General features: G+C 68.8%; 24 protein-coding genes. 8 read left to right on the forward strand and 16 right to left on the reverse strand.

Translation table 11 applies throughout. The annotated features are described in order from the left end of the window. Nucleotides 1-422: 422 nt before the first annotated feature. Nucleotides 423-1,451 (reverse strand): DUF4037 domain-containing protein, encoded by a 1,029-nt coding sequence (locus AB0I34_RS25055; RefSeq protein WP_360449094.1) that lies wholly within the window; start codon nt 1,449-1,451, stop codon nt 423-425. A 121-nt stretch (nt 1,452-1,572) separates the two neighbouring features. On the opposite strand from AB0I34_RS25055, the gene AB0I34_RS25060 reads away from it, so the two are divergent. The 3 genes from AB0I34_RS25060 to AB0I34_RS25070 all read left to right on the forward strand — a co-directional run bounded on the left by AB0I34_RS25060 (nt 1,573) and on the right by AB0I34_RS25070 (nt 2,980). Further along, complete coding sequence (locus AB0I34_RS25060) at nt 1,573-2,136, forward strand: dihydrofolate reductase family protein (RefSeq protein ID WP_360449096.1); 564 nt, start codon at nt 1,573-1,575, stop codon at nt 2,134-2,136. Between the two features lie 69 nt (nt 2,137-2,205). Continuing rightward, nucleotides 2,206-2,637, forward strand: a complete 432-nt coding sequence (locus AB0I34_RS25065; protein WP_360449099.1) for an SRPBCC domain-containing protein — start codon at nt 2,206-2,208, stop codon at nt 2,635-2,637. Continuing rightward, nucleotides 2,627-2,980, forward strand: coding sequence for a metalloregulator ArsR/SmtB family transcription factor (locus tag AB0I34_RS25070; protein WP_360449101.1), 354 nt, complete (start codon nt 2,627-2,629; stop codon nt 2,978-2,980). The genes AB0I34_RS25065 and AB0I34_RS25070 overlap by 11 nt, the downstream gene beginning before the upstream one ends. On the opposite strand, the gene AB0I34_RS25075 is transcribed toward AB0I34_RS25070, so the two are convergent. The 4 genes from AB0I34_RS25075 to AB0I34_RS25090 are packed head-to-tail and all read right to left on the reverse strand — an operon-like array spanning nt 2,957 to nt 8,139. Beyond that, nucleotides 2,957-5,065: an alpha-galactosidase gene (locus AB0I34_RS25075; RefSeq protein WP_360449104.1), complete on the reverse strand. Its 2,109-nt coding sequence runs from the start codon at nt 5,063-5,065 to the stop codon at nt 2,957-2,959. The genes AB0I34_RS25070 and AB0I34_RS25075 overlap by 24 nt on opposite strands. After that, nucleotides 5,062-5,886 (reverse strand): carbohydrate ABC transporter permease, encoded by an 825-nt coding sequence (locus AB0I34_RS25080; protein ID WP_360449106.1) that lies wholly within the window; start codon nt 5,884-5,886, stop codon nt 5,062-5,064. Before AB0I34_RS25080 ends, AB0I34_RS25075 begins: the two co-directional genes overlap by 4 nt. Next, the gene (locus AB0I34_RS25085) at nt 5,883-6,800 is read right to left on the reverse strand and encodes a sugar ABC transporter permease (protein WP_360449109.1); all 918 of its coding nucleotides are present in this window, start codon (nt 6,798-6,800) and stop codon (nt 5,883-5,885) included. The genes AB0I34_RS25080 and AB0I34_RS25085 overlap by 4 nt, the downstream gene beginning before the upstream one ends. A 28-nt stretch (nt 6,801-6,828) precedes the next feature. Beyond that, nucleotides 6,829-8,139, reverse strand: coding sequence for an extracellular solute-binding protein (locus AB0I34_RS25090; RefSeq protein ID WP_360449112.1), 1,311 nt, complete (start codon nt 8,137-8,139; stop codon nt 6,829-6,831). 105 nt (nt 8,140-8,244) lie between these two features. Here AB0I34_RS25090 and AB0I34_RS25095 point away from each other — a divergent pair, with 105 nt between their 5' ends. Beyond that, entirely contained in the window at nt 8,245-9,453 is a 1,209-nt protein-coding gene (locus AB0I34_RS25095; protein ID WP_360449114.1) for an ROK family protein, read from the forward strand. A gap of 107 nt (nt 9,454-9,560) precedes the next feature. Further along, nucleotides 9,561-12,446 (forward strand): CBM35 domain-containing protein, encoded by a 2,886-nt coding sequence (locus tag AB0I34_RS25100; RefSeq protein ID WP_360449117.1) that lies wholly within the window; start codon nt 9,561-9,563, stop codon nt 12,444-12,446. A 69-nt stretch (nt 12,447-12,515) separates the two neighbouring features. Here AB0I34_RS25100 and AB0I34_RS25105 read toward each other — a convergent pair whose 3' ends face one another. Further along, nucleotides 12,516-13,076: a TetR family transcriptional regulator gene (locus AB0I34_RS25105; protein WP_360449119.1), complete on the reverse strand. Its 561-nt coding sequence runs from the start codon at nt 13,074-13,076 to the stop codon at nt 12,516-12,518. A gap of 87 nt (nt 13,077-13,163) precedes the next feature. Here AB0I34_RS25105 and AB0I34_RS25110 point away from each other — a divergent pair, with 87 nt between their 5' ends. After that, complete coding sequence (locus AB0I34_RS25110; protein ID WP_360449121.1) at nt 13,164-14,069, forward strand: SDR family oxidoreductase; 906 nt, start codon at nt 13,164-13,166, stop codon at nt 14,067-14,069. Here the strand turns inward: AB0I34_RS25110 and AB0I34_RS25115 are convergent. Both AB0I34_RS25115 and AB0I34_RS25120 read right to left on the reverse strand, forming a co-directional pair. After that, nucleotides 14,066-15,058, reverse strand: coding sequence for a Gfo/Idh/MocA family oxidoreductase (locus AB0I34_RS25115; RefSeq protein WP_360449124.1), 993 nt, complete (start codon nt 15,056-15,058; stop codon nt 14,066-14,068). The genes AB0I34_RS25110 and AB0I34_RS25115 overlap by 4 nt on opposite strands. Before the next feature lie 11 nt (nt 15,059-15,069). Further along, entirely contained in the window at nt 15,070-16,050 is a 981-nt protein-coding gene (locus AB0I34_RS25120; protein ID WP_360449126.1) for a Gfo/Idh/MocA family oxidoreductase, read from the reverse strand. Between the two features lie 207 nt (nt 16,051-16,257). On the opposite strand from AB0I34_RS25120, the gene AB0I34_RS25125 reads away from it, so the two are divergent. Further along, a complete protein-coding gene (locus tag AB0I34_RS25125; RefSeq protein ID WP_360449129.1) occupies nt 16,258-16,971 on the forward strand; it encodes an alpha/beta hydrolase in 714 nt (237 codons plus the stop codon). Between the two features lie 77 nt (nt 16,972-17,048). On the opposite strand, the gene AB0I34_RS25130 is transcribed toward AB0I34_RS25125, so the two are convergent. The 5 genes from AB0I34_RS25130 to AB0I34_RS25150 form a co-directional block, all read right to left on the reverse strand. Further along, nucleotides 17,049-17,813: an alanyl-tRNA editing protein gene (locus AB0I34_RS25130; protein ID WP_360449131.1), complete on the reverse strand. Its 765-nt coding sequence runs from the start codon at nt 17,811-17,813 to the stop codon at nt 17,049-17,051. Between the two features lie 3 nt (nt 17,814-17,816). After that, nucleotides 17,817-18,209 carry a hypothetical protein gene (locus tag AB0I34_RS25135; RefSeq protein ID WP_360449134.1) on the reverse strand — a complete coding sequence of 131 codons (393 nt, stop codon included), beginning with the start codon at nt 18,207-18,209 and terminating at the stop codon, nt 17,817-17,819. Between the two features lie 50 nt (nt 18,210-18,259). Next, a complete protein-coding gene (locus AB0I34_RS25140; protein WP_360449137.1) occupies nt 18,260-18,838 on the reverse strand; it encodes an aminoglycoside 3'-phosphotransferase in 579 nt (192 codons plus the stop codon). Between the two features lie 111 nt (nt 18,839-18,949). After that, nucleotides 18,950-19,156 (reverse strand): helix-turn-helix transcriptional regulator, encoded by a 207-nt coding sequence (locus tag AB0I34_RS25145; protein ID WP_360449141.1) that lies wholly within the window; start codon nt 19,154-19,156, stop codon nt 18,950-18,952. Continuing rightward, nucleotides 19,156-19,635 (reverse strand): DUF2975 domain-containing protein, encoded by a 480-nt coding sequence (locus tag AB0I34_RS25150; RefSeq protein WP_360449144.1) that lies wholly within the window; start codon nt 19,633-19,635, stop codon nt 19,156-19,158. The genes AB0I34_RS25145 and AB0I34_RS25150 overlap by 1 nt, the downstream gene beginning before the upstream one ends. Before the next feature lie 269 nt (nt 19,636-19,904). Between AB0I34_RS25150 and AB0I34_RS25155 the strand changes: the two genes are divergently transcribed. Further along, the gene (locus tag AB0I34_RS25155; protein WP_360449148.1) at nt 19,905-21,356 is read left to right on the forward strand and encodes an alkaline phosphatase PhoX; all 1,452 of its coding nucleotides are present in this window, start codon (nt 19,905-19,907) and stop codon (nt 21,354-21,356) included. Nucleotides 21,357-21,390: 34 nt separating this feature from the next. On the opposite strand, the gene AB0I34_RS25160 is transcribed toward AB0I34_RS25155, so the two are convergent. The 3 genes from AB0I34_RS25160 to AB0I34_RS25170 all read right to left on the reverse strand — a co-directional run bounded on the left by AB0I34_RS25160 (nt 21,391) and on the right by AB0I34_RS25170 (nt 25,174). Continuing rightward, nucleotides 21,391-21,849: a hypothetical protein gene (locus AB0I34_RS25160; RefSeq protein WP_360449151.1), complete on the reverse strand. Its 459-nt coding sequence runs from the start codon at nt 21,847-21,849 to the stop codon at nt 21,391-21,393. Nucleotides 21,850-21,910: 61 nt separating this feature from the next. Further along, on the reverse strand, nt 21,911-22,486 hold the full coding sequence (locus tag AB0I34_RS25165; protein WP_360449154.1) for a sigma-70 family RNA polymerase sigma factor: 576 nt from the start codon (nt 22,484-22,486) through the stop codon (nt 21,911-21,913). A gap of 69 nt (nt 22,487-22,555) precedes the next feature. Further along, nucleotides 22,556-25,174, reverse strand: a complete 2,619-nt coding sequence (locus tag AB0I34_RS25170) for a CHAT domain-containing tetratricopeptide repeat protein (protein ID WP_360449156.1) — start codon at nt 25,172-25,174, stop codon at nt 22,556-22,558. Nucleotides 25,175-25,214: the final 40 nt, after the last annotated feature.

The following is a 25,214-nucleotide window of genomic DNA, read 5'->3' on the forward strand; positions in this document are numbered from 1 at the left end:
TCAGCCCATCGGAGTGTGGGTTGGCCCACGGCACCCGGCTGGCCAACCCTGCGTCCTGTGGGTCAGCCCACCCGACAGCGGGTCGACCACCGGACTCTGACTGGCCAACCCCGCGTCCGGTGGGTCAGCCCATCGGAGTGTGGGTTGGCCCACGGCACCCGGCTGGCCAACCCTGCGTCCTGTGGGTCAGCCCACCCGACAGCGGGTCGACCACCGGACGCTGACTGGCCAACCCCCGCGTCCGGTGGGTCAGCCCATCGGAGTGTGGGTTGGCCCACGGCACCCGGCTGGCCAACCCTGCGTCCTGTGGGTCAGCCCATCGGACGGGGCTGGGCAGGTGGGGTGGCGGCGGGGCACAGAGCGGTCGGGGTGGAGGGGAGGATGTCGAGTGGGCGGGAATCCAGGCGCCCCCTGCGGAGGGGTCAGGCTTCCGCTGGAGGACGAAAGGCGCCGATCAGCTTCCGGTACGCCGACGGGTTGCTGAGCAGATCGGTGTTGTCGGCGAACTGGTCGATGGCGCCGAACATCCCGAGCGCCCGCACCCGTGGGTCGGTGACGGTGGCCTGGCAGGCGTCGACGAAGCGTTCGGCGCCGAGCACCATCGCCGGGCGGTCGAAGAACTGGCGTGGCGACGGATCGACCTCGGGCGTGATCCCCAACGCGTTGTGGCGCCGCGCGACCAGCCCGTACGCCGTGGTCAGCGCGCGCTCCCGATCGGCGTGGTCGCCGGCCGCGACCACCTCGGCCAGCACTCGGTCCAATCCGTCCGCGTGCCCGAGCCGGCCGAACGCCGTACCCAGCCATTTCGTGTACGGCGCGTAGGCGCGCGACTGGAGCAGCGCAAGGCGCATCAGGTCCCGGACCAACCGGGTCGCGACGACGCGGGAGCCCAGCTCGTCGCCGACCTCGTGCGCACGCTGGACGAACGGCTCCTCCTGCGCGATCCGCGACCACTGACACATGAGCAACCAGCGCCACAGCTCGTCCGGATACCACTGCAGTGCGGCCCGGACCGGCTCGAGCCGACCGTCGTCGGCGTACACCGAACCTGCGACCACTCCCTGCAACTGCTGCTGTGGCGTGACCATCCAATCTTCGAGGCTGACGCCCTTGCTGGCATCGAAGCCGAGGTGATCGACCAGCCAGCCGGACAGCGTCGTGACCGTGATGTGGTGCGTCGGCTCCTGCGCATCCCACCCGAACCGCACCGCGTGACCGTCGTACTCGTCCGGCAGGTTGGCCTCGATCGCCTCCCGCACCGGCTTCACGTCGTCGACGAACACCTGCAACCGCGGACCCCAGCCATGGTCCATCGACCGCTCGGTGTCATACCCGAGTACGTCGGACCCCCACCCGAGCAACCCGGCCGCGTGCGGAACCTCAACCACCGGCCTGATCACCTCGGCATAGAACCCACGACTGACCTCGAGCGCCGACCGAAATCCCGTCACCACCCCATCATCGGGCGGATCGAGGTTCATTCTGAGTTATCGCCCATGTCGGTGTCGAAGTTCCGGCTGGTGCTCCGACGTTGCGGGAAAGGTGTGACCTCGGCTACGGAAGGTGTGCGAGATGGGAACCACGGTTACTGCTGATCTGTTCATCTCTGCGGACGGTTGGGCCCGCGGAGCGGAGTCGCCGGGGTACTTCGGGTATCTCGGGCCGGATCTGCAGCAATGGATCGACGAGGAGTCTGCGGCCCCGCAGCACGTGCTGATGGGGCGCCGGACCTACGAGGCGCTGGCCGGGTTGCCGGAGGAGGTGAAGGACGCCGGATACGAGCGGATGGCGAACCTGCCGAAGACGGTGTTCTCGCGGACGCTGAAGTCGGTCGAGTGGCCGAACAGCACGATCGAGTCCGACGATCTGGTCAAGTCGGTGCTCGCGCTCAAGGAAAGCAGCGACGTACCGCTGCGCACGATGGGCAGCATGTCGGTGGTGAAGCAGCTGGTCAACGCGGGCGTGCTGGACAACCTTCGGCTGATGGTGTTCCCGCTGTTCTGCGGCCCGACCGGACGCGAGTGGGCGTACGACGGGCTGAACGAATCCGAGCTGACCCTCACCAGTCAGCGCGTCCTCGACAACCGCATCCTCCTGGTCGAGTACACGCCGACAGGCAACCCGATTCCCCGCTGAGGTGGCCGCCTCTATTCCCTGCGGCACGCTATAGTCCAAGCAACCAAACGGTTGCAATCGGAGGTTGTCGTGGGTTTTCCCGATCGGATCGAGCGGGTGCTGGAGCTTGCCCACCCGCCGGAGAAGGTGTGGACCGCGCTGACCACAGCCGAGGGCCTGGGCACGTGGTTCGGGAACGAGGCGACGATCGATCTCCGGCCCGGTGGTGTGGCGCGGCTGACCTGGACCAGCGGTGACACCGCCGAGCTGACCTTGGAACGCGTCGAGGAGCCGACGGTCTTCGCCTTCACCTGGCACATCTACGGACTGCCCGCGGACGACCTGCGCCGGACGTACGTCGAGTTCTCCCTCGAGCCGACCGGCACCGGCACCCGGCTCACCGTGGTCGAGTCCGGCTTCGCCCAACTGCCGCAGGAGGCACACGACAAGGCGTTCGGCGGCAACAGCACCGGCTGGACCCACGAACTCGGCGAACTGGTCGACTACCTCGATGCCGCCTGAGTCCGGTACGCCGTCAGCACCCGACGTCGAGGCGGTCGCGGAGCAGGTGTTCGTCGCCCTGGCCGACCCGAGCCGGCGCAACATCCTGGCCGCCCTCGCCGCCGGCGGTCCGGCGACCGCCACCGACCTGGCGAATCGCCTGCCGATCACCCGGCAGGCGATCGCCAAACACCTCACCCTGCTGTCCGAAGCCGGCCTTGTCACCGCCGAACACGGCGAGCGTCGCCGTGTTCGCTACCGGCTCCAGTCCGCGCCGATGCAGGTGGCGCAGCAGTTCCTCGCCGCACTGGCCCGGGACTGGGACACCAACCTCGATGCCCTACGCAACCACCTCGACAGCTGACCTCAAGCGGATGACCTGACTCGCGTAGTCACCGGTCAAGGTCAGCGACAAACCGTGGCTCATCAGCAGGGCACCCGACACCGCCGTCTCACCGACCTGGTACGTCGCTGAAGCATCCAGGCCCTGCAGGCGAAGTGGCCGCGGCGCACTGTCGTACTGCTGTGCCTCCTGATACACGAGTACGACGGCCTCCCCGCGATCAGCCGTCACGTACTGGACCGCCGACGCCGATCGACCAGGCTCACCCAGCCGGTACTGCGATCCGTGCTGCACGACGTCCCGGATGTCCTTGTACTCCGCGATCAGCGACTTCGCCGACGCGAGGTCGTCGGCCGACCATTCGGTCAGATCTCCACCAATTCCGAGTACGCCGGCCATCGCGACGTGGAAGCGGTAGGTCAGCGGGACCTGACGCTTGTTGATGAACGTCGGCAGGTCCGTCACCCAGCACGACATCGTGCGGGCCGGATAGACCTGGCTGAACCCGTGCTGGATGGAGCGGCGGTCCAGCGCGTCGGTGTTGTCCGAGGTCCAGAACTGGTCGGTGCGAGCCATCATCCCGAGGTCGACCCGGCCACCGCCGCCCGAGCACGCCTCGATCGCGACTCCGGGATGTTTCGCCCGGAGCGCGTCGATGATCGCGTACACCGCCGTCACGTGGTCGAACCAGATCCGCGCCTGCCGGCCGGGTTCGGCCGGCCAGCCGGTGTCGGTGAAAGGGCGGTTCATGTCCCACTTCACGAACTGGAGATCGTTCGAGCTCAGCAGGTCGTCCAGCACACCGAGAACCCAGTCGGCGACGTCCGGCCGGGCCAGGTTGAGGACCAACTGGTTGCGCATCAGCGCGGGTTCGCGCCCGTCGAAGTGGTAGACCCAGTCCGGGTGGGCGCGGTAGAGGTCGGAGTCCGGATTCACCATCTCGGGTTCGACCCACAGGCCGAAGCCCATGCCGAGCGCGTGGACCTTGGAGATCAGCGGTTGCAGCCCGTTCGGAAAACGGTCCGGGTTCACCGACCAGTCTCCCAGCCCGGTCCGGTCGTCGACCCGTTGGCCGAACCAGCCGTCGTCCAGCACGAACAGCTCGCAGCCGAGGTCGGCCGCCTGCGTGGCGAGCTCGACCTGGCTCGCCTCGTCCACGTCGAACTCGGTCGCCTCCCACGAGTTGAACAGCACCGGACGGACCTCAGTTGCCCGTGGCAACACGTGCCTCAGTGCGAACGAGTGCCACGCGCGGCTCGTCGTACCAAATCCGCCCGTGCTGAACAGACCCGAGGTCACCGGCGTCTGCAGCTGCTCTCCTGGCTCCAGCCGGCGCGGCCCGAAGTCCTCGTGGCCCCAGCCGAACAGCACCTGCACCGGCTCATCGAGTTCGCGCTGGGCCAGCAGTCGCCACGACCCGCTCCAGTGCAGAGCCGCGCTGTAAACCTCGCCGAGCTCCTCGGTCGCTGATCCGTCGTCGATCGCGAACCACGGGTTGACGTGGTGGCTCGTGATCCCCCGTCGACTCTCCAGCACGAACCGCCCCTCGGCCAGGTCGGTCCGGCCGAGGCGGGTCTCCGCCGCCCACCGCCCGGTCAGATGCGACATCCGGTACTTCGCCTGTTCCGGCATCACCCAAGCGGCCGAGTCGAGGCGATGCACATCGACCGCATCACCCGACTCGTTCCGCAGCGTCACCCACCGGTCGATCACGTCGCAGTCGTCGTACACCCGGTAATGGAGGCTGATCCTGACCTCGCGGGCATCGAACAGCAGCTCGAGCTCACGGCCGCCGTGGACGACATGCCCCGCGAACGACCACTCGGTACTGCGGACGTCCCCGAAGCCGAGCGACAACGCGGCCCGTCCGAACTGCAGGCGTCCGTCGAGCGGGTACTCCTCATGACCGTTGGCCGGCGACCGGAAGCTCGTCCACTCCCCGGCCAACCGGGCCGCCGTACTCGTCGCCAGGTACGCCGCGTCGGCCCGCGTGATCCGGTCACCCCAGTGCGTGTGAATCGGGATGTCGTCGTCGCCGAGGTAGGCCGAGTACGACGTACCGGGCGTGGTGAGCAGCAGGACCCGGTTCTCGAAGAAGACAGTCACTTGACCGCCCCCGCGGTGAGACCGGCGACGAACTGCTTCTGCAGGGCGACGAAGAACAGCAGCACCGGCAACGATGCAAGGAACGAGAAGGCGTACAGGGTGCCGAAATTCGTCGAGTACTCCCCCACCGATCGGTAGACGCCGACGGTGACCGTGGTGCCGGACTCCGGGCCGAGGACGATCAGCGGGGTGAGGAAGTCGTTCCAGACCCAGACGCCGAGGAAGATCATCACGCTCGCCGCGGCCGGGCGCAGGGTCGGGAAGACCACCTGCCAGAACAGGCGGAACCGGCTCGCGCCGTCGATGCTCGCGGCCTCCTCCATCTCGACCGGAACTGTGCCGATGAAGCCGGAGAAGACGAACACGCCGAACGGCAGGTAGTAGGCGACGTTCGCACAGACCACCCCGACGACGGAGTTCATCAGGCCGGCCGCGCCGAGCACCTGCGTCACCGGCTGCAGGATCACGGCGGGCGGGATCATCAGCCCGGCCAGCAGCATCAACAGCGCGGGCCGCGTCCAGCGGGCCGTGGACCGGACCAGGTAGTGCGCCAGCATTGCCGAGAGCAACGTCAACGCCAGGACCGAGAGCACAGTGATCTGGACGCTGTTGAGCAACGCCGACCAGTACAGCCCGTCCTCGCGGCCGAGTACGGCGCCCAGGTTCGCTCCGGTCGGCGGCGTCGGCAGGCCGAGTGGCGAGGACTGGATCTCACTCGGCGGCTTCAGCATGCCCATCACCACGACGTACACCGGGAAGAAGAACAGCGCGGCCAGGGCGACCGCGGCGATCGGGCGTGCGGTCCCGAAGCGGTTCCTCACAGCTGCACCTCCCGCCGTTGCAGCAGGCGCAGGACGACGCCGCTGAGGACGACGATGATGCAGAGCATGATGGTGGCCTCCGCCGCGGCGTAGCCGATCCGGTCGCCGCGGACTCCCTTCTCGATCACGTCGAAGGCGATCGAGGCGGTGGTGTTGCGCCCCGGCCCGCCGTTGGTGAGCACGAGGATGTGCTCGTACACCTTGAAGCCGCTGATCAGCAGCATCACCGTGTTGATCGTCACCGCCGGCGCGATCATCGGCCAGGTGACCGAGCCGAACCGGCGCCACCAGCCCGCGCCGTCCACGATCGCCGCCTCGTACAACTCTTTCGGTACGCCGTTCAGCCCGGCCAGGTAGACGACGACGCAGAAGCCGAGCATCTGCCAGCACAGGATCCCGCTGATCGAGTACAGCGCGATCGACGGGTCGGACAGCCAGCCCGGCGCGGACTCGACGCCCGCGTCGGCCAGCACCTTGTTCAGTACGCCGTCCGGCCGGAGCACGCTCTGCCAGATGACGCTGACCACGATGCCGCTGAGAATCACCGGCGTGAAGAAGACCGACCGCAGCAGCCGGTACAGCAACGACTCGCGATCCAGTAGCAGCGCGATGCCGAGACCGAGCACGTTCGGTACGACGACCACGATCGCGGTCACCACGAATGTGTTCTTCAGCACCAGCCAGAACTGGTCGTCCTCGAGCAGCCGGCGGAACTGGTCCAGCCCGACCCAACTGGTCTGCGGGTCGAACCGGTTCCGGTCGGTGAACCCTTGGGCGACGGTCCATCCGATCGGAACCAGCACGAGCAACCCGTAGAGGAACAACCCGGGGAGAGCGAACCCGGAGAACTCCCGCGCCCGGCGCAGCACGGACGGCAACTCCCGGCGCTTCGGTGGCCTGCTTGGCCGCAGCATCGACTACCTTTCCTCGTCGGCTGCCGCACTACTTGAGTGCGGCGTATTCCTTGTCCAGCTTCCCGACGGCGGCCTGGGCGTCGGACTTCCCGTTCAGCAGTTCGACCGCGATCTGCTGCACCGGCACGGTCAGGTCGGCGGGCAGGCCGTTGTCACCCTGCTCGATCGACAGCGCCGGGGTGACGGTGCCGTCCTTGACGGCTTGGTTGTACAAGGCAAGCGTCGCCTTGAACAGCGGACCCATGTCGGCCGGCGGCTGGTAGCCCGCGACGGTGTTGAAGGTTCCGTCCGCCCGGGTGAAGGCGTCCGAGGTCTCCTTGTCCTTGGTCCACTCGAGCGCGAACTTCTTCGCCAGGTCGACGTTGTCCGCCTTCGCGCTGACGCTCAGCCCACCGCCGGTGAGGTTCGGCACGACCGCCTTGCCGTCGTCGGACGGCCAGGGGAACACGCCCACGTCGAACGTCGGCTTGTCGTTGTCGGCCGAGGTGGCGAACCACGAGCCCATCGGGTACATCGCGGCCGAGCCGGCCCGGAACGCCTTCTCGTGGTCGGCGTACGAACGGCTGGTGCCCTGCTTGTCCAGGTAGCCGAGCTTGGCCAGCTGGGCGACCTTGTCGGTGGCCTTCACGAACAGCGGGTCGGCGAAGGTCTTCGAGCCGTCCCGGATCTGCTTCGAGAAGTCCGGGTCGGACAGGTAGACGTCGGTGCCGACCGTGCCGACCCAGGTGTACATGCTGGCGAACGTGTCCTGGCCGCCACCGCCGACGGCGATCGGCGTGATGCCCGCGGCCTTGAGCTTCGCGCACGCGGCCAGGAAGTCGGTCCAGGTCTTCGGCGGGGCGGTGATGCCGGCCTTCGTGAAGTCGGCCTTGTTGTAGTAGAGCAGGGACTGCGGCTGGGCATTGGTCGGCAGCTGGTAGATCTTGCCGTTGATCGCGCCGGACTCCGGGCTGGCGAAGTCCTTCAGCTCGTCCTTGCCGAACTCAGCCAGCTGACCGCCCTCGGCGAAGCCCTGCGGGTTCACCGCGATCATGATGTCCGGCAGCTGCCCCGAGCTGGCCAGTTGCTTGGCGTACGTCGTCCGGTCGACGTTCGGGGTGACCAGCTTCTTGATCTTCACCCCCGGCACCTTCTGCGACACCCGGGCGATCGCCGAGTCCCACAGCGAGGCCGGCAGGTTCGGTGTCTCGAAGGTCAGCATGGTCAGTTCGACCGTTCCGCTCGCGTCACTCGTCGACGCCTTGCCGCCGCTGGTACAGCCGGCGAGCGCTACCGTCAGAAGCGTCGCCGCCGCGACCGCGCGTGTCCACCGTGCTGAGCCTGTCCCACGTGATGGCATCGGGTTCCTCTCGATCTGGCCCGCGCGGTCGCCCCGGCGACCCACCCGGCAGTAATATGCAACTCAGTTAGCAATATTGGCGCGAGCATAAGGACGATTCATCGGATGAGTCAAGACAGAGCCGCCGGCGGCCGGATGGGCGATTCGTCGCTGTTGCGCAGACTGAACCTCGCGGCAGCCCTCGGCGCCTTCCTCGAGTCGGAATCGCTGACGCTGCGTGAACTGCGCGCTATCGTCGGCGTCTCCCGGCCGACCGCCGAGGACCTGCTCGCCGAACTGCTCACTGAGGGCCGGGTCGAGGAGACGACCCCACCCCGGAAGCCGTCGTCCGCCCGGGGCGCCGGTCGTCCCGCCCGGTACTTCCGCTTCCGCGCCGAATCCGGGTACGTCGCCGGACTCGACATCGGGGCCCACAAGGCGATGGCCGTGGTCAGCGACCTCCGTGGCAACACGCTCGCGACCCATCGGGTCGAGCTCGACCCGGAGCTGCCCGGTCCGGACCGGGTACAGGCTGCCGTCGATGTGGCTCGCACGAGCTGGGCCCAGGCGCGGCTCGGCGCGGACGACATCACCGGCATCGCCTGCGGCGTGACCGGCCTGCTCAGCGCGGCCGAGGGCGTGCACGACGTCCGCGAGGGACCGGTCGGCTCAGGGCTGGCGCCGTACTCGCTGCCGGGATTCACCGAGCTCGACGTGACAGGTGAACTGTCGGAAGGGCTCGGACGGCCCGTGACCGTGGCCAACGACGTGAAGCTGGCCGCGCTCGCCGAGCACTGGAAGGGTGCCGCACGCGAGCACCGGGACATCGTCTACATGTTCGCCGGACACCGTGCGGGCGCCGGCGTACTGATCGACGGGCAGGTGCACCAGGGCCGGCACGGCGCCGCGGGTGAGATCGGCGCCCTGCCGATGCTCGGGTGGGAGGCAGCGGTCGATCGGCTCCACGCGCGGGGTGCCGCGCTGGCCGCCGAGCAGGGTGCCGGGCCGGGGCGTGAGGGCGAGTTGGTGATCGCCTCGGCCGCCCGCCAGGACCCGGAGAGCCTCGCGGTGCTGATCGAGTTCGCCGAAGTGCTGGCGCGCGGCGCGGCCGTGCTCGCGCTGGCCGTCGACCCCGAGGTGGTCGTGCTCGGCGGCGGTATGTCGCGCGGTGGCGCGATCATCGCCGAGCCGTTCCGCCGGGAGTTGGCGAAGCTGACGCTGGTGCCGATCGAGGTGCTCAGCTCGACGATGGGCGCCGACTCGGTCGCGCTCGGAGCGGCCCGGATGGCGCTGGACACCGTGCTCGCCGAGCTGCTCGCGGTGCCCGGCAGCTGAGCCTGGGGGCTTGACCACGGGTGGGAACCGTTGGAAAGATCGGATCTCTCAATAGGCAATCTTGTTGTCATTATTTCTCCCGCCCACCTGGAAGTGAGAGAACCCCGATGGCCCTCCGACTTGCCCGCCGCCGGCGGCGGCTCAGCGCGCTCGCCCTCGCGCTGGCCCTGCTCGCCGCACTGCTCAGCACCGCACCCGCCCGGGCGGAGGTGGAGAACCCGCGCCAGCAGTGGATGCGTGACTCCACCGCCGGGCTCTTCCTGCACTGGGGCATGTTCACCGCACCCCGCCACACCGATTGCGCCGCCTGGGAGCGTGACGTCACCGCCGGTGGCTGGAACGCCGACTACTGGGTCGACGAGGCGCAGAAACTGCACGCGTCGTACATCGTGCTCGCCACCTTCCACAGCCGCCTCGGCTACGCCCGGCCGTGGCCGTCCGCGATCCCTGGTAGTTGCTCCACGCAACGAGACTTCCTGGGCGAACTGGTCGCGGCCGGCAAGGCCAAGGGCGTGCACGTGCTGCTCTACATGACCGACGACCCGCAGTGGCACAACGAGGTGCCCGGGGTCGAGACCCTCGATTCGGCGGCCTACTCGGCGTACAAGGGTCAGCAGGTCGACCTGACCACACGGGACGGGTTCGGCATGTACAGCTACGACCTGTTCCACGAGGTGATGGACAACTATCCGGACCTGTCCGGCTTCTGGATCGACAACGACAACGCCTACTGGGAACAGCACGGCCTGTACGAGCAGATCCGCCAGCAGCGTCCCTCGTGGTTGCTCAGCAACAACAACGAGGACACGCCGATCATGGACACGGTCAGCAACGAGCAGAAGACCGGCATGACACCGGCCTACGACTACCCGCAGGCCACCTTTACGCCGATGCCGCGGCTGACCGAGGCGGACTACAAGCTGCCCACCTCCGGCCAGTGGTGGTACGACGGCAGCGACAGCAAGGTCGACTACGGACTCAGCGTCGGACGGTACGTCGCCAACTCTGGATCCTCGATCAAGTCGCTGATGGCGGAGACCGCGATGGTGAACGGCAAGTTCCCGCCGCAGCAGGTCGCTTTCAACAACTTCATGGCAGAGTGGCTGCCGCCGGTCTGGTCCTCCCTGACCAAGACCAACGGCGGCGGCTACATGTACGGCGGCATGCAGCCCGGGTTCTGGAACGACGGGGCGCACGGCGTCATCACGCTCGCGGACAACGCCCGGACGCAGTACGTGCACGTGCTGACCAAGCCGAAGTCACAGGACCTGGTGAGACTGCGGGACAACGGCTACCGGGTCACCGAGGTGACGGACGTCCGGACCGGGAAGACGTTCCGGTTCAATCAGTCCGCCGGCTACCTCACCATCCTCGGGGTGACCGACTGGGACACCTACGACACGGTGTTCAAGGTGACCACGGCCGGGCAGGCCGGCCTGTATCCGCAGTCGATCCTGACCGCGACGGCCACCGCCGCCACCGCTGACCACCCGGCCTCGAACCTTGTCGACGCCAGCTACCCGGACTACTGGGACGCCAACGGGCAGTTCCCGGTCGCGACGACCCTCGACCTGGGCCGGCCGCGGCCGGCGACGTACCTGGCGGTCAACCAGACGGAGTGGTCGCCGACGCACGCACGGGAGTCGTTCGGGCGACCGGAGGACTCGGCGCGGATCAAGGACTACAAAGTGTCGGTCAGCATCGACGGCGAGCACTGGAAGACGGTGCGGACCAGCGCGATGCCGAGCCGGCGTGGGGTGCAGTTCATTGACATCGGCAACCAGCTCACCCGCTACCTCAAGCTCGAGGTGCTCAACACCTGGTCAGGCCCACAGTCGCCGCCGTTCTACCGGCAGCTGAAGATCGACGAGATCAAGGTCGGCTACGCCTACCCACAGGCTCTGGCGAACCCCCTGCCGCTGGAGGCGGAGTTCCATCGCAGCGGTGCATCCCGGATCGACATCTGCACAGCCTGCTCGGGCTCTGCGCAGGTGGTTGGACTGGACCGCGGCAGCGTCACCTACCGGGACGTCCAGGCTCCTGCGGACGGGACCTACCGCCTGCAGCTCGACGGTACGACGTCGGCCGCCGGCACGTTCGCGATCCGCGTCAACGGTGCGGCTCCGATCACGGCTCACCTGGATGCCGGCAACCGGGAGGTCCCCGGCAGTACGGCGGTCGCCGTACCGCTGAAGGCTGGTCCCAACACGATCCAGGTGTCGGGCACTGCCGGACTCGACCGGATCAGCGTCGGTCCGATGCCACCGTCGTCGTACGTGCCGAAGACGACCATGACGGTGAAGCCTTCCGGCGTCGTGTGGGTTGGTCCGGGTCAGCAGTCGGTCGAGGTGTCGGCCGATCTGCGACTGGACGAGGACTCGGTCGACAACGTGCGAATGGCTCCGGCCGTGCCGTCCGGCTGGACGGTGTCGGGCGATCCGGTCACCTCGGCCGGATTGCGGCTGGGTCAGACGATCAGCGGCTCATGGACGATCACCAGCCCGGCGTCGGGCCAGACCGGTCCCGTGCAGATCCCGGTCGAGGTGTCGTTCGAGACGGTCGGTCTTCCGCACAAGGTGAGCAAGACCGTCCCGATCCAGGTGCGCCCGGCCGACCGGGTGTTCATGCGTGAGGCCGAGAGCTCGCTGAACCAGATCGGCAGTGCCGGTGTGACCAGCTGCTCCGGATGCTCGGGCAGCCAGAAGGTCCGCAACCTCGGCGGCTCGGACGACGCGCACGTGGTCGTTCCGGACGTCACAGTGGCACAGGCCGGCCAGTACCAGCTCTACCTGGACTACACGGTCAACGGGACCAAGTCGTACTTCGTCTCCGTCAACGGCGGCGCCCCGACCGAGGCGTCGGTCACGGGCATCGGCAACTCCACCGTCCAGACGGTCGCCGTACCGGTCGAACTCAAGGAGGGCACGAACACCGTCCGCATCTTCAACGAGGAGGATTCCGCCCCGGACCTCGACCGCATCTCCATCGGCTGAGGCTGAAGCCGACGCTCCGCAAGCCGGCCGGGACCACGCGTCCCGGCCGGCTTCGGCGGTTCAGGCGGTTCAGGCGGTGAGGCTGGACAGGTCGGCGAGGGTGGCTCGCATGATCTCGGTGATGTCGGCGTCCTGAGGGTCCGCGACCCAGCGCTCGAACGCCACCCGGAAGACCGCCACTCCGGTCTCCGCCGCGAGCGAGGCGATCTCCGGGGCGACGCCTCGCTTGCGCAGCGCCTCGGTGAAGGCCGCGGCGAGCGACGCCATCTTGATGAACTCGCGCTCGCGCAACTCCGGCGTCGCCGTGATGACGGCCTGACGGCGGCGCGAGTGCTCGCGACGGTCGACGAAGAACTCGCCCGAGGCGAGCACCCCGGCCGCGACCGCGTCCATCGGGCCGGCCGACTCAGGCGCCGCCAGCACCGCCTCGACCATCCGCCGCTCGAGCTCCTCCGAGCCGGCGAACAGCACCTCGCGCTTGTCGGCGAAGTGCCGGAAGAACGTCCGCGCGGTCACCCCGGCCCGGTCCGCGATCTCGGCGACAGTCGTGCGCTCGTAGCCGCGCTCGGCGTACAGCGCCATCGCCGCTTCTCGCAGCCGTCCCGCCGCATCCGGTTCCCACCGCGCCATGGCTCAGATCCTAGCCGATGTCATCGAGTGACATCACCGGTGTAGGCTGGGTGATGTCACTGACTGACATCACCGAAGGGAACCCCCATGCACGTGTTCATCACCGGAGCCTCCGGTCACCTCGGCTCCGCAGTCGTCCCGGAACTCCTCCAGCACGGCCACTCGGTCGCCGGCCTGGCTCGCTCGGACACCTCCGCCGCCCGGCTCACCGAGTGGGGTGCCGACGTGGTCCGCGGCGACCTCGACGACCTCGACGGTCTGCGCGCCGCGGCCCGAGCCGCCGACGGCGTCATCCACCTCGCGTTCCCGCACGACGCGATGCAAGCAGGCGACCTGGCCGGCGCGGCCGAGACCGATCTGGCCGCCGTCCGAACGATCGGCGATGCGCTCGCCGGCACGGACAAGCCGCTCGTCGGTACGTCGGGAACCGGCCTGCTGGGTCACGCCGGCCTCGGTCGCACCGGGACCGAGGACGACACCCTGCCGGGCGGCTACCGCGTCGACGCGGAGAACTTCGTCATCGACCTGGCCGGCAAGGGCATCCGGTCCTCGGTCGTCCGGCTGCCGATCGTGCACGGCCCGCTCGACCACACCGGCTTCGTGCCCGGGCTGATCACCTTCGCCCGCCGGAACGGATTCGCGGCGTACGTCGGCGACGGGACGAACCGCTGGCCGTCGGTGCACACGCTCGACGCGGCCCGGCTGTACCGGCTCGCGCTCGAGTCGGCGCCTGCTGGCACCCGGCTGCACGCGGTCGCGGAGGAGGGCGTCGAGTTGCGCCGGATCGCCGAGGCGATCGGACGCGGTATCGACGTACCGGCCAGCTCAGTCACGCCGGAGCAGGCGGCCGAGTACATCGGCTACCTGGCGGCGTTCGCTGCCCTCGACCACCCGGCGTCGGCGGTCCGGACGAGTGAGCTGCTCGACTGGCAGCCCACTCACCCGGACCTGTTGGACGACCTGGCCGAAGGCTTCTACTTCAAGGAGGGCTAAACCTTCGGGATGGGGGCGATCGTCTTGGTGCGGGATCCTTCGTAGGCGGCCAGGAGGATTCCCAGGACGGCGATGCCCTCCTCCTCGGTGTGCAGCGGACGAGTCTTGCCGAGCAACGAGTCGGCGAAATGCCCGATCTCGGCGACGAACGTGTCGACCGATTCCAGCTCGAACGTCTCGGTCTCGCCGGACCGGAGCTGGTAGGACAACGACGTACCGTCGCTGTGCAGGGAGCCGAGCTCCCCGACGGCGGAGAACCGTTCGGTGGAGGCTGCCGGCTGGTAGGCCCAGCTGGTCACCATCTGACCGACGACCCCGTTGTCGAACCTGATCAGGACCTGCGCGGAGTCCTCGCCCTCCATGAACTTCAGCCGGTGGGTGGACAGCATCGCCGTCGCCTCGATCGGCAGCCCGCCGGCCAGGTGCAGCATCAGATAGGTGGGGTGGTACCCGGTGTCGATGAGCTCGCCACCCCCACTGGTCTTGCTGCTGGCGCGCCAGCCCATGCTGCTCGGGTCGAAGTTGTTGTAGAAGCTGTCGGTGGTCCGTACCTCGTAGACGGTGCCGATCGTGCCGGCTTCGAGCAGTTCCTTGGCCTTCGCGACCGTGGGCATGAACAGCTGGTTGTGCGCGCACATCAGCGTCACACCGCTCTTCGTGACCGCCTTGCGGACGTCCGCGGCCTCGTCCGCCGACAGGCACAGCGGCTTCTCGCAGAGCACGTGCTTGCCCGCCTCGGCCGCCGCGACGATCGCGTCGCGGTGCAGATGGTGCGGCAGGCAGATGTCGACCGCGTCGAGGTCCTCGTTCGCGAGCATCTCGCGGTAGTCCGTGTATGGCGTGGCGCCCAGCTCCTCGCCCCGCGCGGCGGCGGTGGCCTCCACGGCGTCGGCGACAGCGGTGATGCCGATCTTGGCGGAGTGTTCCTGGTAGCCGCGGATGTGTGCCGACGCGATACCGCCGGCCCCGATGAGCCCAACCTTGATCATCGGCAGTCCCTTCACTTGTAGGCGATCGATCGTCCGGTCTCCGCGGCTTCGTTCGCGGCCACCACCAGCCGGGTCAGCTCGACCGCCCGGCTGATGTTGTCGTCGGCGCGGGTCCCCTCGGTGATGTGGCCGACCCACTGCCCGAACGCGTCCTGGCTGTGCTCGGGCAGCGGCAACTGCTCGTCGCCGACCTTCAGCACGTTCCCGTCGTCGGTGTAGGTCAGCGTGCCCTCGGTCCCGAAGAGCTCGATCGTGAACGGGTTCCGGCTGGCGAACCCGGCCTCGATCACGCCGATCGTCTGATCGGCGTACCCGGCGGTGACGACGGCGTTGTCCTCGAGGCCGCGGCCGGCGACCGACCGGTACGTCGCGCTGATCGTCTCCGGCGTGGAGCCGAGGAACAGCTGGGTCAGGTACACGGGGTGGCAGCCGAGGTCGGTCAGCGCGCCACCGATCGCGGTCTTCGGCTCGAAGAACCGCTGCGGCAGCCAGCCCTCCTGCCCGTCCCGCGGCAGGGCGCCGTCGTGGGACAGGCGGACCCGGCCGTAGTTCAGCTGCCCGAGCCGGCCGCTGTCGATCACCTCGCGGATCGCCTGGGTGTAGCCGTGATACAGCCGCGGCAGCGAGACGATGAGCTTGACGCCGTTCGCGTCGGCGGCGGCGATGATCTCCTCCGCCTCGGCCACGGTCGGCGCGAGCAGCTTCTCGGTGAAGATGTGTTTGCCGGCGTTGGCCGCCTTCACCATCACGTCGCGATGGACGTTGGTTGGCGTCGTGATCGTGACGCCGTCGATGTCCTCCCGTGCCAGTAGAGCATCCAGGTCGTCGGTGTACGCGACGCCGAACTCGTCCGCACCCGCCTGTCCGAGTCCTGGGTCGTCGTCCCAGACCGCGACCAGTTCAGTCCCCGGATGCTGCTGGGTCTGCCGGGCGTAGTCCTTCGCGTGAACGTGCCAGAATCCCAGGACCGCGATGTTGAGCGGTTTCGACACCTTGTCCTCCTCGCGCAAGTCATTGACGGTCTCCCGCAGTACTTTGCCAAGACAAACGGGTGCTCGCGCGGGTTGTCGGCGGTTCGTCTCACGGACCGGTCAGTAGTTCACGACCGGCGCGCCATCGATCTTCATCGCTGTCACATTCCGGTCGGGTGTCCGGTCCTGATGGACAAGGAGCAACACCGAATCAAGGGGAGACTCACCATGCCCGAGCAGAACCCGGTCGTCGTGCTGGTGCACGGCGCCTTCGCCGAGTCCGCCAGCTGGAACGGCGTCGTCGAGCAGTTGCAGGCCCAGTCCATCGACGCCGTCGCCGTCGCCAACCCGCTGCGCAGTGTCGAGGGTGACGCGGCGTACGTCCGCGACGTGATCGCCGGCCTCGGCCGGCCAGTAGTGCTGGTCGCCCACTCGTACGGCGGCTTCGTGATGACCGAGGCGGCGGCGAACAACGACGCGGTGAAGAGCCTGGTCTACGTCTGCGCGTTCGCTCCGGACACCGGCGAGAACGCCTTCGACCTCTCGCTGAAGTTCCCGGGCAGCACGCTCGGTGACGCGCTGAACGCCTACCCGGTCAGCACCGGCGGCAACGAGCTCGCCATCCGCGCGGATGTCTTCCACCAGCAGTTCTGCGCCGACGTACCGGCCGAGACCGCCGCACTCATGGCCGCGACCCAGCGCCCGGTCACCCAGGCGGCGCTCACCACCGGCCTGCCGACCGACGCCCCGGCCTGGAAGACGATCCCGTCGTGGTTCGTCTTCAGCGACCAGGACCGCAACATCCCGGTCGCCCTGCACCGCTTCTTGGCCGACCGCGCCGGCGCCAAGAACGTCCGCGAGATCGCCGGGGCCTCCCACGCCCTCAGCGTCTCCGAACCGGACGCCGTCACGGCCACCATCCTGGAGGCCCTCAACGCTTGAGCACCAGGGTCGCTGGCGGGTTGTTCCACCGATGACGGGGAGTTGTCATGGCAGCGAGCAAACAACCCGCCACCGGCCTAGTGGACTTCGAGGCGGATGCGTTTGTTGGCTTTGCCTCGGGACTCGGTGCCGGTGACTTTGACGGAGCCGACCTCGGCGGTGGTGAGGACGTGGGTGCCGCCGTCGGCCTGCTTGTCCAGGCCGGTGATGTCGATGACGCGGAGAGGGTCGATCTCGCGCGGGATCAGGTGCGCGGCGATCCGGATCAGGGCCGGGTCGGCGTCGGCGACCTCACGGCCGACGAAGTCGACGACGATCTCGCGGGCCGCCGCGATCTCCTCGTTGATCCGGGCCTCGATCCGGCGGCCGAACTCGGCCGACATCGAGTCGAAGGCGAAGTCCAGCCGGCCCTTGCCCGGATCCATGTTGCCGCCGGTTACCGCGACGTGGTGGTCCGCCCAGATCACACCGCAGAGAATGTGCAGCGCGGTGTGCGTCCGCATGGTCAGGTGGCGCCGCTCCCAGTCGAGCTCGCCGTGCACCTCGTCGTCGGGACCGGGCAACTGCTCGCCGTCCAGCCAGTGCCAGAGCAGTGGTCCCTCCCGTTTGACCCGGGTGACCGGCGCCGAGCCGTCGGCCCAGCGCAGCGTGCCCACGTCGTACGGCTGACCGCCGCCTCCCGGGAAGAACGCCGTACGCCGCAAGGCCACCCGGCGCTGCTCCGCGTCGACCTCGACGATCGGAGAGTCGAACTCGGCCAGGTACGCGTCGACGGCGTACAACTCGGTGTCGGCCAGGGCCGGCGGGGCGTTGTCCGGCACCTTCTGTCCGGGAACTGCCATCGGTCAGCCGCCTACGGGTGGTTGGGGATTCGTGCAGAGGAACGGGGGCCGGTTCGGGCCGGAGTGGTAGTGGTACTCCTTGCCGCCAGACTCCAGTACGACGCGGCTGCCGTTCACCAGCGCCTGCGTGTAGTGCATGCCGGGCTCGGGGCAACCGAGACTGCCGTCGCGCCACATCACCTCGGCGGAGCTGACCACAGTGACCTGCGCAGCGTCGACGCCCAGCCGCTTCACCAGATCGGCCTTCGCCTGCTCGGCCGGTCCCGACGGCGGCGGCGAATCGCTCTCGGACACGCCGCTGCTGGACGGGGTCATCGACGGCTCCTCTCCCGCGTCAGATTCGTTGCCGCACGCAACCAGCAGGAAGAGCGCGGCCAGCACAGTGAACACTCGCATCACGATCACCTCCTACCCTAGACGCTCCGCGGGCGGCCGCCGTTGCAGCCTCAGAAGAACTCGTCCAGCAGGATGTAGAAAGCCAGCTTGTCCTGGTCAGGCCCGGTCAGCTCGTAGCCGGCCAGGAACGCGGCGAACGGCTCCTCGGTCAGCTCCCGCTGGAGGATCGCCAGATCGAGCCATCGATCCGCGACGCCCAGCCTGCCGACGTCGATCACCCCGGTCAGCCCGCCGGTCCGCGGATCGACCAGGACGTTGTCCAGGGTCAGATCGCCGTGACACACGACCAGGTCCTCGCTCGCCGGCCGGGTCCGCTCCAGCTCGGCCAGCAGTTGCTCACCGGTCCAGCCGGCGTACGAATCCTCGAGGTTGTCCAGATCCACCAAGCCCCCGGCAACTCGCGAGCGAGCCTCCGCCATGGTCGTGTCCAGGTCGCGACGGAACGGGCAGTCCTCGATCGGCAGGCTGTGTAGGGCGCGGCGAGCTCCACGAACGTCGCCACGACGGCGGGCCACTGCTCGCCAGACCAGTCGGAGGAGGCCGGTACGCCGGGCACCACTGAAGTCGTCAGCACGCCGTCGCGATGATCGACGATCCGCGGCACCTCGATCCCCTGCCGCGCCAGCCACTCCAGCCGCTCTGCCTCCGCGCCGACAGCCGGGTCTCGCTTCACGAAGTGGTTGCCGACGCGCCGGACCTCAGCGCCCGAGAGCCCTGTCATCCACGCAGCCTACCGAGCATCAGTCCTCGACGAACTCCAGCAGATCGCCAGGCTGGCACTCCAGCACGCGGCACATGGATTCGAGGGTGCTGAAGCGGACCGCCTTGGCGCGGCCGTTCTTCAGTACGGCGATGTTCGCCGGTGTCAGACCGACCTTCTCGGCGAACTCCCCCACGCTCATCTTGCGCTTCGCGAGCACGACGTCGATGCGCACCACGATGGGCATCAGATGACCGCTTCCATATCGGACCGCAGGGTCGTGGCGCGCCTGAGCAGGGCCCGCATCACCACCATCAGCAGCACCAGGACGGCTCCGCTCAGCACCATGCCGAACAGAAGGATCGGCAAGGCTGGGTCGTCGGCCAGGAAGCCGAGGTAGACGAACCCGGCGAACAGCAGAACCCAGGCGGCGCTCAGCGCCCACAGGATCGCGTCCACCCAGGCGAACGCCGCCTCGGTGAAGATCCGGTCGGCCTTCACCATCGTCAGCAGGCGCCACGTGCACACGATCACGACCTGCACGCAGAGCAGTCCCAGGATCGCCCAGATCGTCAGCGGCCAGCGCAGGTACGCCAGGTCGGGGTCTTCCTTCGCCATGTACGCGAACTGTCCCGGCATACTCAGCGCCTGCGCGACCACGAGGCCGGCGAACAGCATGACGAGCAGGATCCGGAGGGGTACGACGACCCGGTCGACCAGATTCATGCATCGACTCTCGGTGGCTACCTATCGATTGTCAATAGACCTCATGACGGAAGCCGAAGCTGCTCGGCGATTACCACTGAGTTGTTCAGATGGTGTTTGCCGTCTGGCAGCCGACCGACGGCAGGATCATCCACGCTCGGGCGGACACCGTCGCCCTGCGGGAGAGGTCCCGGCCCGCAGTGCCGCCGAGCGACTCTGTGCGGTTCGAGAACACAGGATCTCCGGCTGTCGCCCGCGTTGGTCCGCCACTAAATGCTTGAGGAGCATTCATGTCAGTCGATCGCCGTTCCGTTCTCCGTGGTGCCGCTGCCGGCGCCGCGGGCGTCGGCTTCGCCACCGTCGGCTCGGTGCCGTCGCTCGCCGAGGCCACCCCGGTCTCGCACTCGCACCACGGTCCCGGCCCGTTCCCGACGCACCGTCCGTTCCCGCCACTGCTGGACGACCCGAACGGCCTGCTGGCCCTGCCGGCCGGCTTCAGGTACAAGGTCGTCACCCACGCCGGCGAGACCAAGCTGAAGAGCGGCCAGCCGACCCCGTCGCTGCACGACGGCACCGCCGTGGTCGACAACGACCACAACGGCTACACGCTGATCCAGAACCACGAGATCGGTGGCAACGACCCGCTGGGTGTGCCGCAGATCCCGGGCACCGTGTACGACTCGGCTGTCGGCTCGGCCGGCGGCTGCACCGTCATCTCCGTCGACAAGGACGGTCGCAACAAGGGCGAGTGGGTCGGCATCTCCGGCACCCTCACCAACTGCGCCGGCGGGCCGACCCCGTGGGGCACGTGGATGACGTGTGAGGAGACCGAGAGCAAGGCCAACGGCACCAGCCGGCTCAAGGACCACGGGTACGTCTTCGAGGTCTGGGCCGACGGCAAGACCGCGCACCCGGTGCCGCTGAAGGCGCTCGGCCGCTACGCCCACGAGGCGCTGGCGATCGACGAGGAGCGGACCCACATCTACCTGTCCGAGGACGCCAGCGGCCCGAACGGCCTGTTCTACCGCTGGTCCGCGCCGCGGGGCTACAAGCTCAGCTCGCGCAGCTACAAGGACCTGGCCGACAAGGACTTCGGCACGCTCGAGGCGATGGCGATCCTCGGTGACGACGGCAAGCCGATCCCGGACGTCGCCTACCTGACCTCGGCGCAGTTGCTCCGGCCGTTCCGGGTCGCGTGGGTGCCGGTGGCCGACCGCGACGGACTGACCGTCTCGGTGCGCAACCAGTTCACCGAGGGCCAGGTCACCCGCGGCAAGAAGTTCGAGGGCGTCTACGGCACCCGTGACGGCGTGTACGTCGTCAACTCGTTCGCCGAGGGCGGCACCGCCGACCTGCCGGCCGACGGGGTCCCGCACGACGGCATGGTCTGGTTCTACAACTACGACGCCAAGACCATCCAGCTGGTCACGTACTTCCCGGAGAGCGCCGCCGCGAACAAGGGCGCCGAGGCGAAGTACGAGGACTACAACTTCGACGGTCCGGACAACGTCACCGTCACCCCGTGGGGCTCGCTGATCCTCGCCGAGGACGGCACCGCGAGCAGCCACGTGCTCAGCGCGACCCCGGGCGGCCCGACGTACGCGATCGCCCGGAACATGCTGAACGACTCCGAGTTCACCGGTCCGACGTTCTCCGCCGACGGCAAGGTGCTCTTCGTCAACATCCAGACCCCGGGCATCACGCTGGCCATCACCGGCCCGTGGCGCGACTACCTGGGCTGACACCGGGCGCCGTAGCCGGCCCCCCAGGGGTCGGCTACGGCGTCACCCAGCCGGTGAGGATCGTCGGCCCGGAGGCCGGCGTACAGATCAGGCGGTAGGGCTCGGCCGGGATCGGCCAGAGCACGAAGAACCCGAGGTCGTCGATCTCGGCCGAGGCCACCTCACCGCTGTGGCCGCGGGCACTGACCGTGCCGGACTCGGGCGGGTCCAACTGGCCGAGTACCCCGGTCGGCGTCAGCTCGATCTCGATCGTCCAGCCCTCGGAGGCGAACGTCAGCGCGCGCAAGGTGGCGCTCTCCGACCGGACCGGCGCTGCGTCCGCGCTCTCCCAGGCCGAGTCGTAGGTCAACGCGGCGAGCTCTGCGTCGATGGTCCGCCAGACGAACGCCGCCTTGCCCGCGTCGACGAACGTCCGTGGCATCTCCCGCTCGGTCTGCAGAGCGTCGCGCAACGCGTCGAGGAGCTCGTCGTCGTTCCAGCCGGTCTCCGTCATGCTTCCCACCTCCTCACTTATCCCTCAGTGTTCGTCCTCAGTGCTCGTTTCAGTGCTCGTTTTAGTGCTCGTCCACCAGTGTCGCCAGTGCCGGTGCCCGCCGCAGCCGGTCCAGGCAGCGAGCCCGGTTCGGGCCGATGCTGCCCATCGGCATGTGCAGCTTGCGGCTGATCTCGTCGTACGGCGCCGGCGGGTCCTGCGTGATCATTGCCAACAGCAACTGACAGCGCTGGGACAGCTGGCCGAAGGCGGCCCGGACGATCCGCCGTCGTTCGTGCCGCAGCACCTCCTCCTCCGCCACCGCGTGATCCACGGCGTGCTCTCCCACATCCCGCGAGTCCACCGGGTCGACAGGATCGACCCGGCTCGACACCCGCAGCAGGCGCAGGCACTCGCGTTGCGCGGTCGTTGCGATCCAGCCCGGCAGTGCGGCCGGTTCGCGAAGCCCGGGCAGATGCTCGATCAGCCGCAGCCACACGCCCTGACCCACGTCGTCGGTGTCTCCCGGCTGAAGCCGGTACCGGCGGCAGATGGACCAGATCAGTGGGGCGTACCGCTCCACCAGCTCGTCCCAGGCTCCCTCGTCCCCCTCCCCGGCTCGCACGACCAGGCTGACGACGGTCGGATCATCCCGCATTCCCCCGCTCCTTCCGCCCGCCGTCATTGATACGGAGTCCGCGGGCCGCGCGTTGATACATGGTGTGAGTCACGCTCCCAGCGCGACGAACGACCGGCCCGCCGCACGGGCGACCGGGTCGTCGCCGACCTTGGCACGGGCGAGCGCGAACGCAGCCGCCAGCGGCCGACCGGCTTGCAGGTGGTCGTGGAGCGCTGTCATCAGTGGCACGGTGGCCGGGTCGTTCACCGGTACGACGCTGGCCAGGATGCCGGCCGCACCGAGCGGCACGAGGCTGCTGCTGAGTCCGAGCAACTCGTCGGCGCCGACCGGTTTCGCGAGGCCCGACTCACAACTCGACAACACCAAGCGGTACGGCGCCCGCCGCAGCCGCTCGAAGTCGTAGACGGTCAGCGGACCGTCGTCCAGGCGCAGCGAAGAGAACAAGGGACTGTCGGACCTGAACGTGCCATGCGCCGCGATGTGGCCGATCCACGCACCGTCGAGTTCCTTCAGCACTCTGTCGGCAGTGGCGTCGCCGTCCGCGAGGACAGTCGCACCCGGGTAGCGCTCGGCAAGGCGCGCGACCTCGGCACGACCGGCCGGCAGTCCCGGGCCCAGCACCAGGACGACTCGTCGATCCGACGGCGGCTGCAACCGCCGCGCCCGCAACCAGGTCGCCGCCGACGGTACGACGTTCACCGCGCGACGATCCAGCGACGGCACCAACCCCCAGGGCAACGCCTGCAAACGCGCGGGCGGCACGATCACCACGGGCCGATCCCCGAGAACGTCCTGCACCGGGCCGAGGATCGCGCTGCCGAGCCGGGCACCCAGCACGTCCAGCGAAGGACCGGACTTGGATCGTCCATGGGCCAGCCAGCGCAGCCGGAACCGCGACCGCTCCACCTCGATCTCGGCCGCTGCCATCGGCCCGACCGTGAGCCGGTTGATCCGGCCGTCGCGAACCACCACGGCATGCAGGACTCCGTCGATCTCGATCAACTCGACCAGCACTGTGTCACCGAGTTCGTCGAGCAACTCGTCGAGCTGAAGCCCCGAGGTCTCTGGGTGCGAGCGATGCCCGTGCGCCCGGAGCGTGTGTTCTCGCACCGCCTTCTCGAGCCGGCGCCGTTCACGATCGAGGGCCGGGTCGGTCCCGTCCCCCTCGCGCTTCGCGTCCAGCCGTCGTACGACGTCGCGCAGCGCGGCGAGATCGTGGACGAGTTGCTGGTCGTCCGGTGGACGCACGGGAGGGATCGTGAGCGCGGTGGCACGCCAGCGTTCGCCCCACTTCAGCAGGCTCCGGGCATTGTCGCGTCGCAACGCATCACGGAGCGCCAGTCCGGCCAGCTCCGCGCCATGACCGGTCGCGCGTGCTCGCAGTTCGGTCGCACCCATCATCAGGCGATGCTCGTCCAGCGCGTCGAGGCCACGGGCGCAGGCGGTCAGCATTCCGCGGACGTCTCCCCTGGCCTCGGACCTCAACGCCTTGCCGAGCCAGGCAGCGCCGCGGGCGAGTGGTGGAGTGTCCCGGGTCCGCCGCCCAGCCAGCTCCAACTGGCGCTCGGCTGTCCGCGTTCGTCCGTCGGCCAAGGCAAGCCGGCCGGCGAGCAGGTGCGCGGCCGACGCTTCTGTCGCGCCGAGAGTGTCGAGACGCCTGGCGGTCTCTGTCACCTGCCGCAGCAGCCGTGGACCACTCTCGCCGGATTGGTAGCGGGCGTCGAGCTGCACCATCGACGCGCGGACCGACCACCACGGACGACGTTGTGCCGAGAACAGCCGGCGCGCGCTCTCTGCGCGAGAACGAGCCGTCTCGAGCTCACCGGCCGCCAGCGCTGCGGTCGCCGCCGCGAACAGCACCTCGGCTCGCTTCGTGGCCTGCCCGCCGACGGTCTCCATCCGGACGATCGCTTGGTCCGCCTCTGCGAGCGCTTCGGTCGGCAGACCCGCGGCGAGCAGGACAGCACACCGGTCGATCGCGAGCTCGGGCCAGACCACGCCGACCTCCGCGAACCCGCGCCCGGCCTCGTCGAGGTACTGCAGCGCCGCCGGCAGATCGCCGCGCGAGAACGCGACCAGGCCACGGTTCTGGCGGGTCTCGGCGTACTCGAACTCCTGGCCGCTCGCGGCGTACAGCCGGCCGGCCTGTTCGAAATCGGTGTCGGCCTGACGGGTGACGCCCATCTCGAGCTGGATGAACCCGCGGTAGTTGCGGCAACGCGCCTCCCAGACGCGGTCGCCGGACCGCCGCAGCCGGCTGATCGCGATCCGCAGATCGTCCAGCGCCTCGCGATGTCTGCCCAGGATCAGCAGTACGTCGGCACGCCGCAGGAGAACGCGGCCCGAGAGCGCGCCGCGGCTGAGGCTCACCGCGCGGTCCAGGTGGGTGAGTCCCTCGCGGCTGCGGCCGGCGCGCCCGAGGGTCGCGCCGAGGGTGGCGAGGACATCGGCTTCGCGCTCGGGCCGGCCCGCGGTCTGGGTGAGTCGCAGCGCGATCCGGAGCTCGCGGATCGCTGTCTCCACATCGCCGAGCTGGCGCAGGCCGATCCCGATCGCCTGGTGCGCGCAGGATGCAGCGTCCGGATCCAGGTCGCCGGTGAGCAACGATCGAGCCGCCGCGATGGCGTCGTGCGGGCGCGAGAGAGCCAGCGGCAGCAGATCATTCGGTGCAACCGCCGTTCCGACACTCCCCCCGGCCGTCTGCACGGTGAAATGATATCGGTCCGTTCGACGATTTCGTCGAATC

This window comes from Kribbella sp. NPDC050281 (genome assembly GCF_040655855.1).
In the GTDB taxonomy this organism is placed as follows: domain Bacteria; phylum Actinomycetota; class Actinomycetes; order Propionibacteriales; family Kribbellaceae; genus Kribbella.

Excerpts from the sequence above, each read along its gene's own strand:
- AB0I34_RS25100 (WP_360449117.1), top strand. The coding sequence starts at position 9,561 with ATGGCCCTCCGACTTGCCCGCCGCCGGCGGCGGCTCAGCGCGCTCGCC.
- AB0I34_RS25085 (WP_360449109.1), bottom strand. The coding sequence starts at position 6,800 with ATGCTGCGGCCAAGCAGGCCACCGAAGCGCCGGGAGTTGCCGTCCGTG.
- AB0I34_RS25105 (WP_360449119.1), bottom strand. The coding sequence starts at position 13,076 with ATGGCGCGGTGGGAACCGGATGCGGCGGGACGGCTGCGAGAAGCGGCG.
- AB0I34_RS25155 (WP_360449148.1), top strand. The coding sequence starts at position 19,905 with ATGTCAGTCGATCGCCGTTCCGTTCTCCGTGGTGCCGCTGCCGGCGCC.
- AB0I34_RS25115 (WP_360449124.1), bottom strand. The coding sequence starts at position 15,058 with ATGATCAAGGTTGGGCTCATCGGGGCCGGCGGTATCGCGTCGGCACAC.
- AB0I34_RS25150 (WP_360449144.1), bottom strand. The coding sequence starts at position 19,635 with ATGAATCTGGTCGACCGGGTCGTCGTACCCCTCCGGATCCTGCTCGTC.
- AB0I34_RS25125 (WP_360449129.1), top strand. The coding sequence starts at position 16,258 with ATGCCCGAGCAGAACCCGGTCGTCGTGCTGGTGCACGGCGCCTTCGCC.
- AB0I34_RS25095 (WP_360449114.1), top strand. The coding sequence starts at position 8,245 with ATGAGTCAAGACAGAGCCGCCGGCGGCCGGATGGGCGATTCGTCGCTG.
- AB0I34_RS25090 (WP_360449112.1), bottom strand. The coding sequence starts at position 8,139 with ATGCCATCACGTGGGACAGGCTCAGCACGGTGGACACGCGCGGTCGCG.
- AB0I34_RS25165 (WP_360449154.1), bottom strand. The coding sequence starts at position 22,486 with ATGCGGGATGATCCGACCGTCGTCAGCCTGGTCGTGCGAGCCGGGGAG.
- AB0I34_RS25110 (WP_360449121.1), top strand. The coding sequence starts at position 13,164 with ATGCACGTGTTCATCACCGGAGCCTCCGGTCACCTCGGCTCCGCAGTC.
- AB0I34_RS25130 (WP_360449131.1), bottom strand. The coding sequence starts at position 17,813 with ATGGCAGTTCCCGGACAGAAGGTGCCGGACAACGCCCCGCCGGCCCTG.
- AB0I34_RS25070 (WP_360449101.1), top strand. The coding sequence starts at position 2,627 with ATGCCGCCTGAGTCCGGTACGCCGTCAGCACCCGACGTCGAGGCGGTC.
- AB0I34_RS25135 (WP_360449134.1), bottom strand. The coding sequence starts at position 18,209 with ATGCGAGTGTTCACTGTGCTGGCCGCGCTCTTCCTGCTGGTTGCGTGC.
- AB0I34_RS25160 (WP_360449151.1), bottom strand. The coding sequence starts at position 21,849 with ATGACGGAGACCGGCTGGAACGACGACGAGCTCCTCGACGCGTTGCGC.
- AB0I34_RS25145 (WP_360449141.1), bottom strand. The coding sequence starts at position 19,156 with ATGCCCATCGTGGTGCGCATCGACGTCGTGCTCGCGAAGCGCAAGATG.
- AB0I34_RS25060 (WP_360449096.1), top strand. The coding sequence starts at position 1,573 with ATGGGAACCACGGTTACTGCTGATCTGTTCATCTCTGCGGACGGTTGG.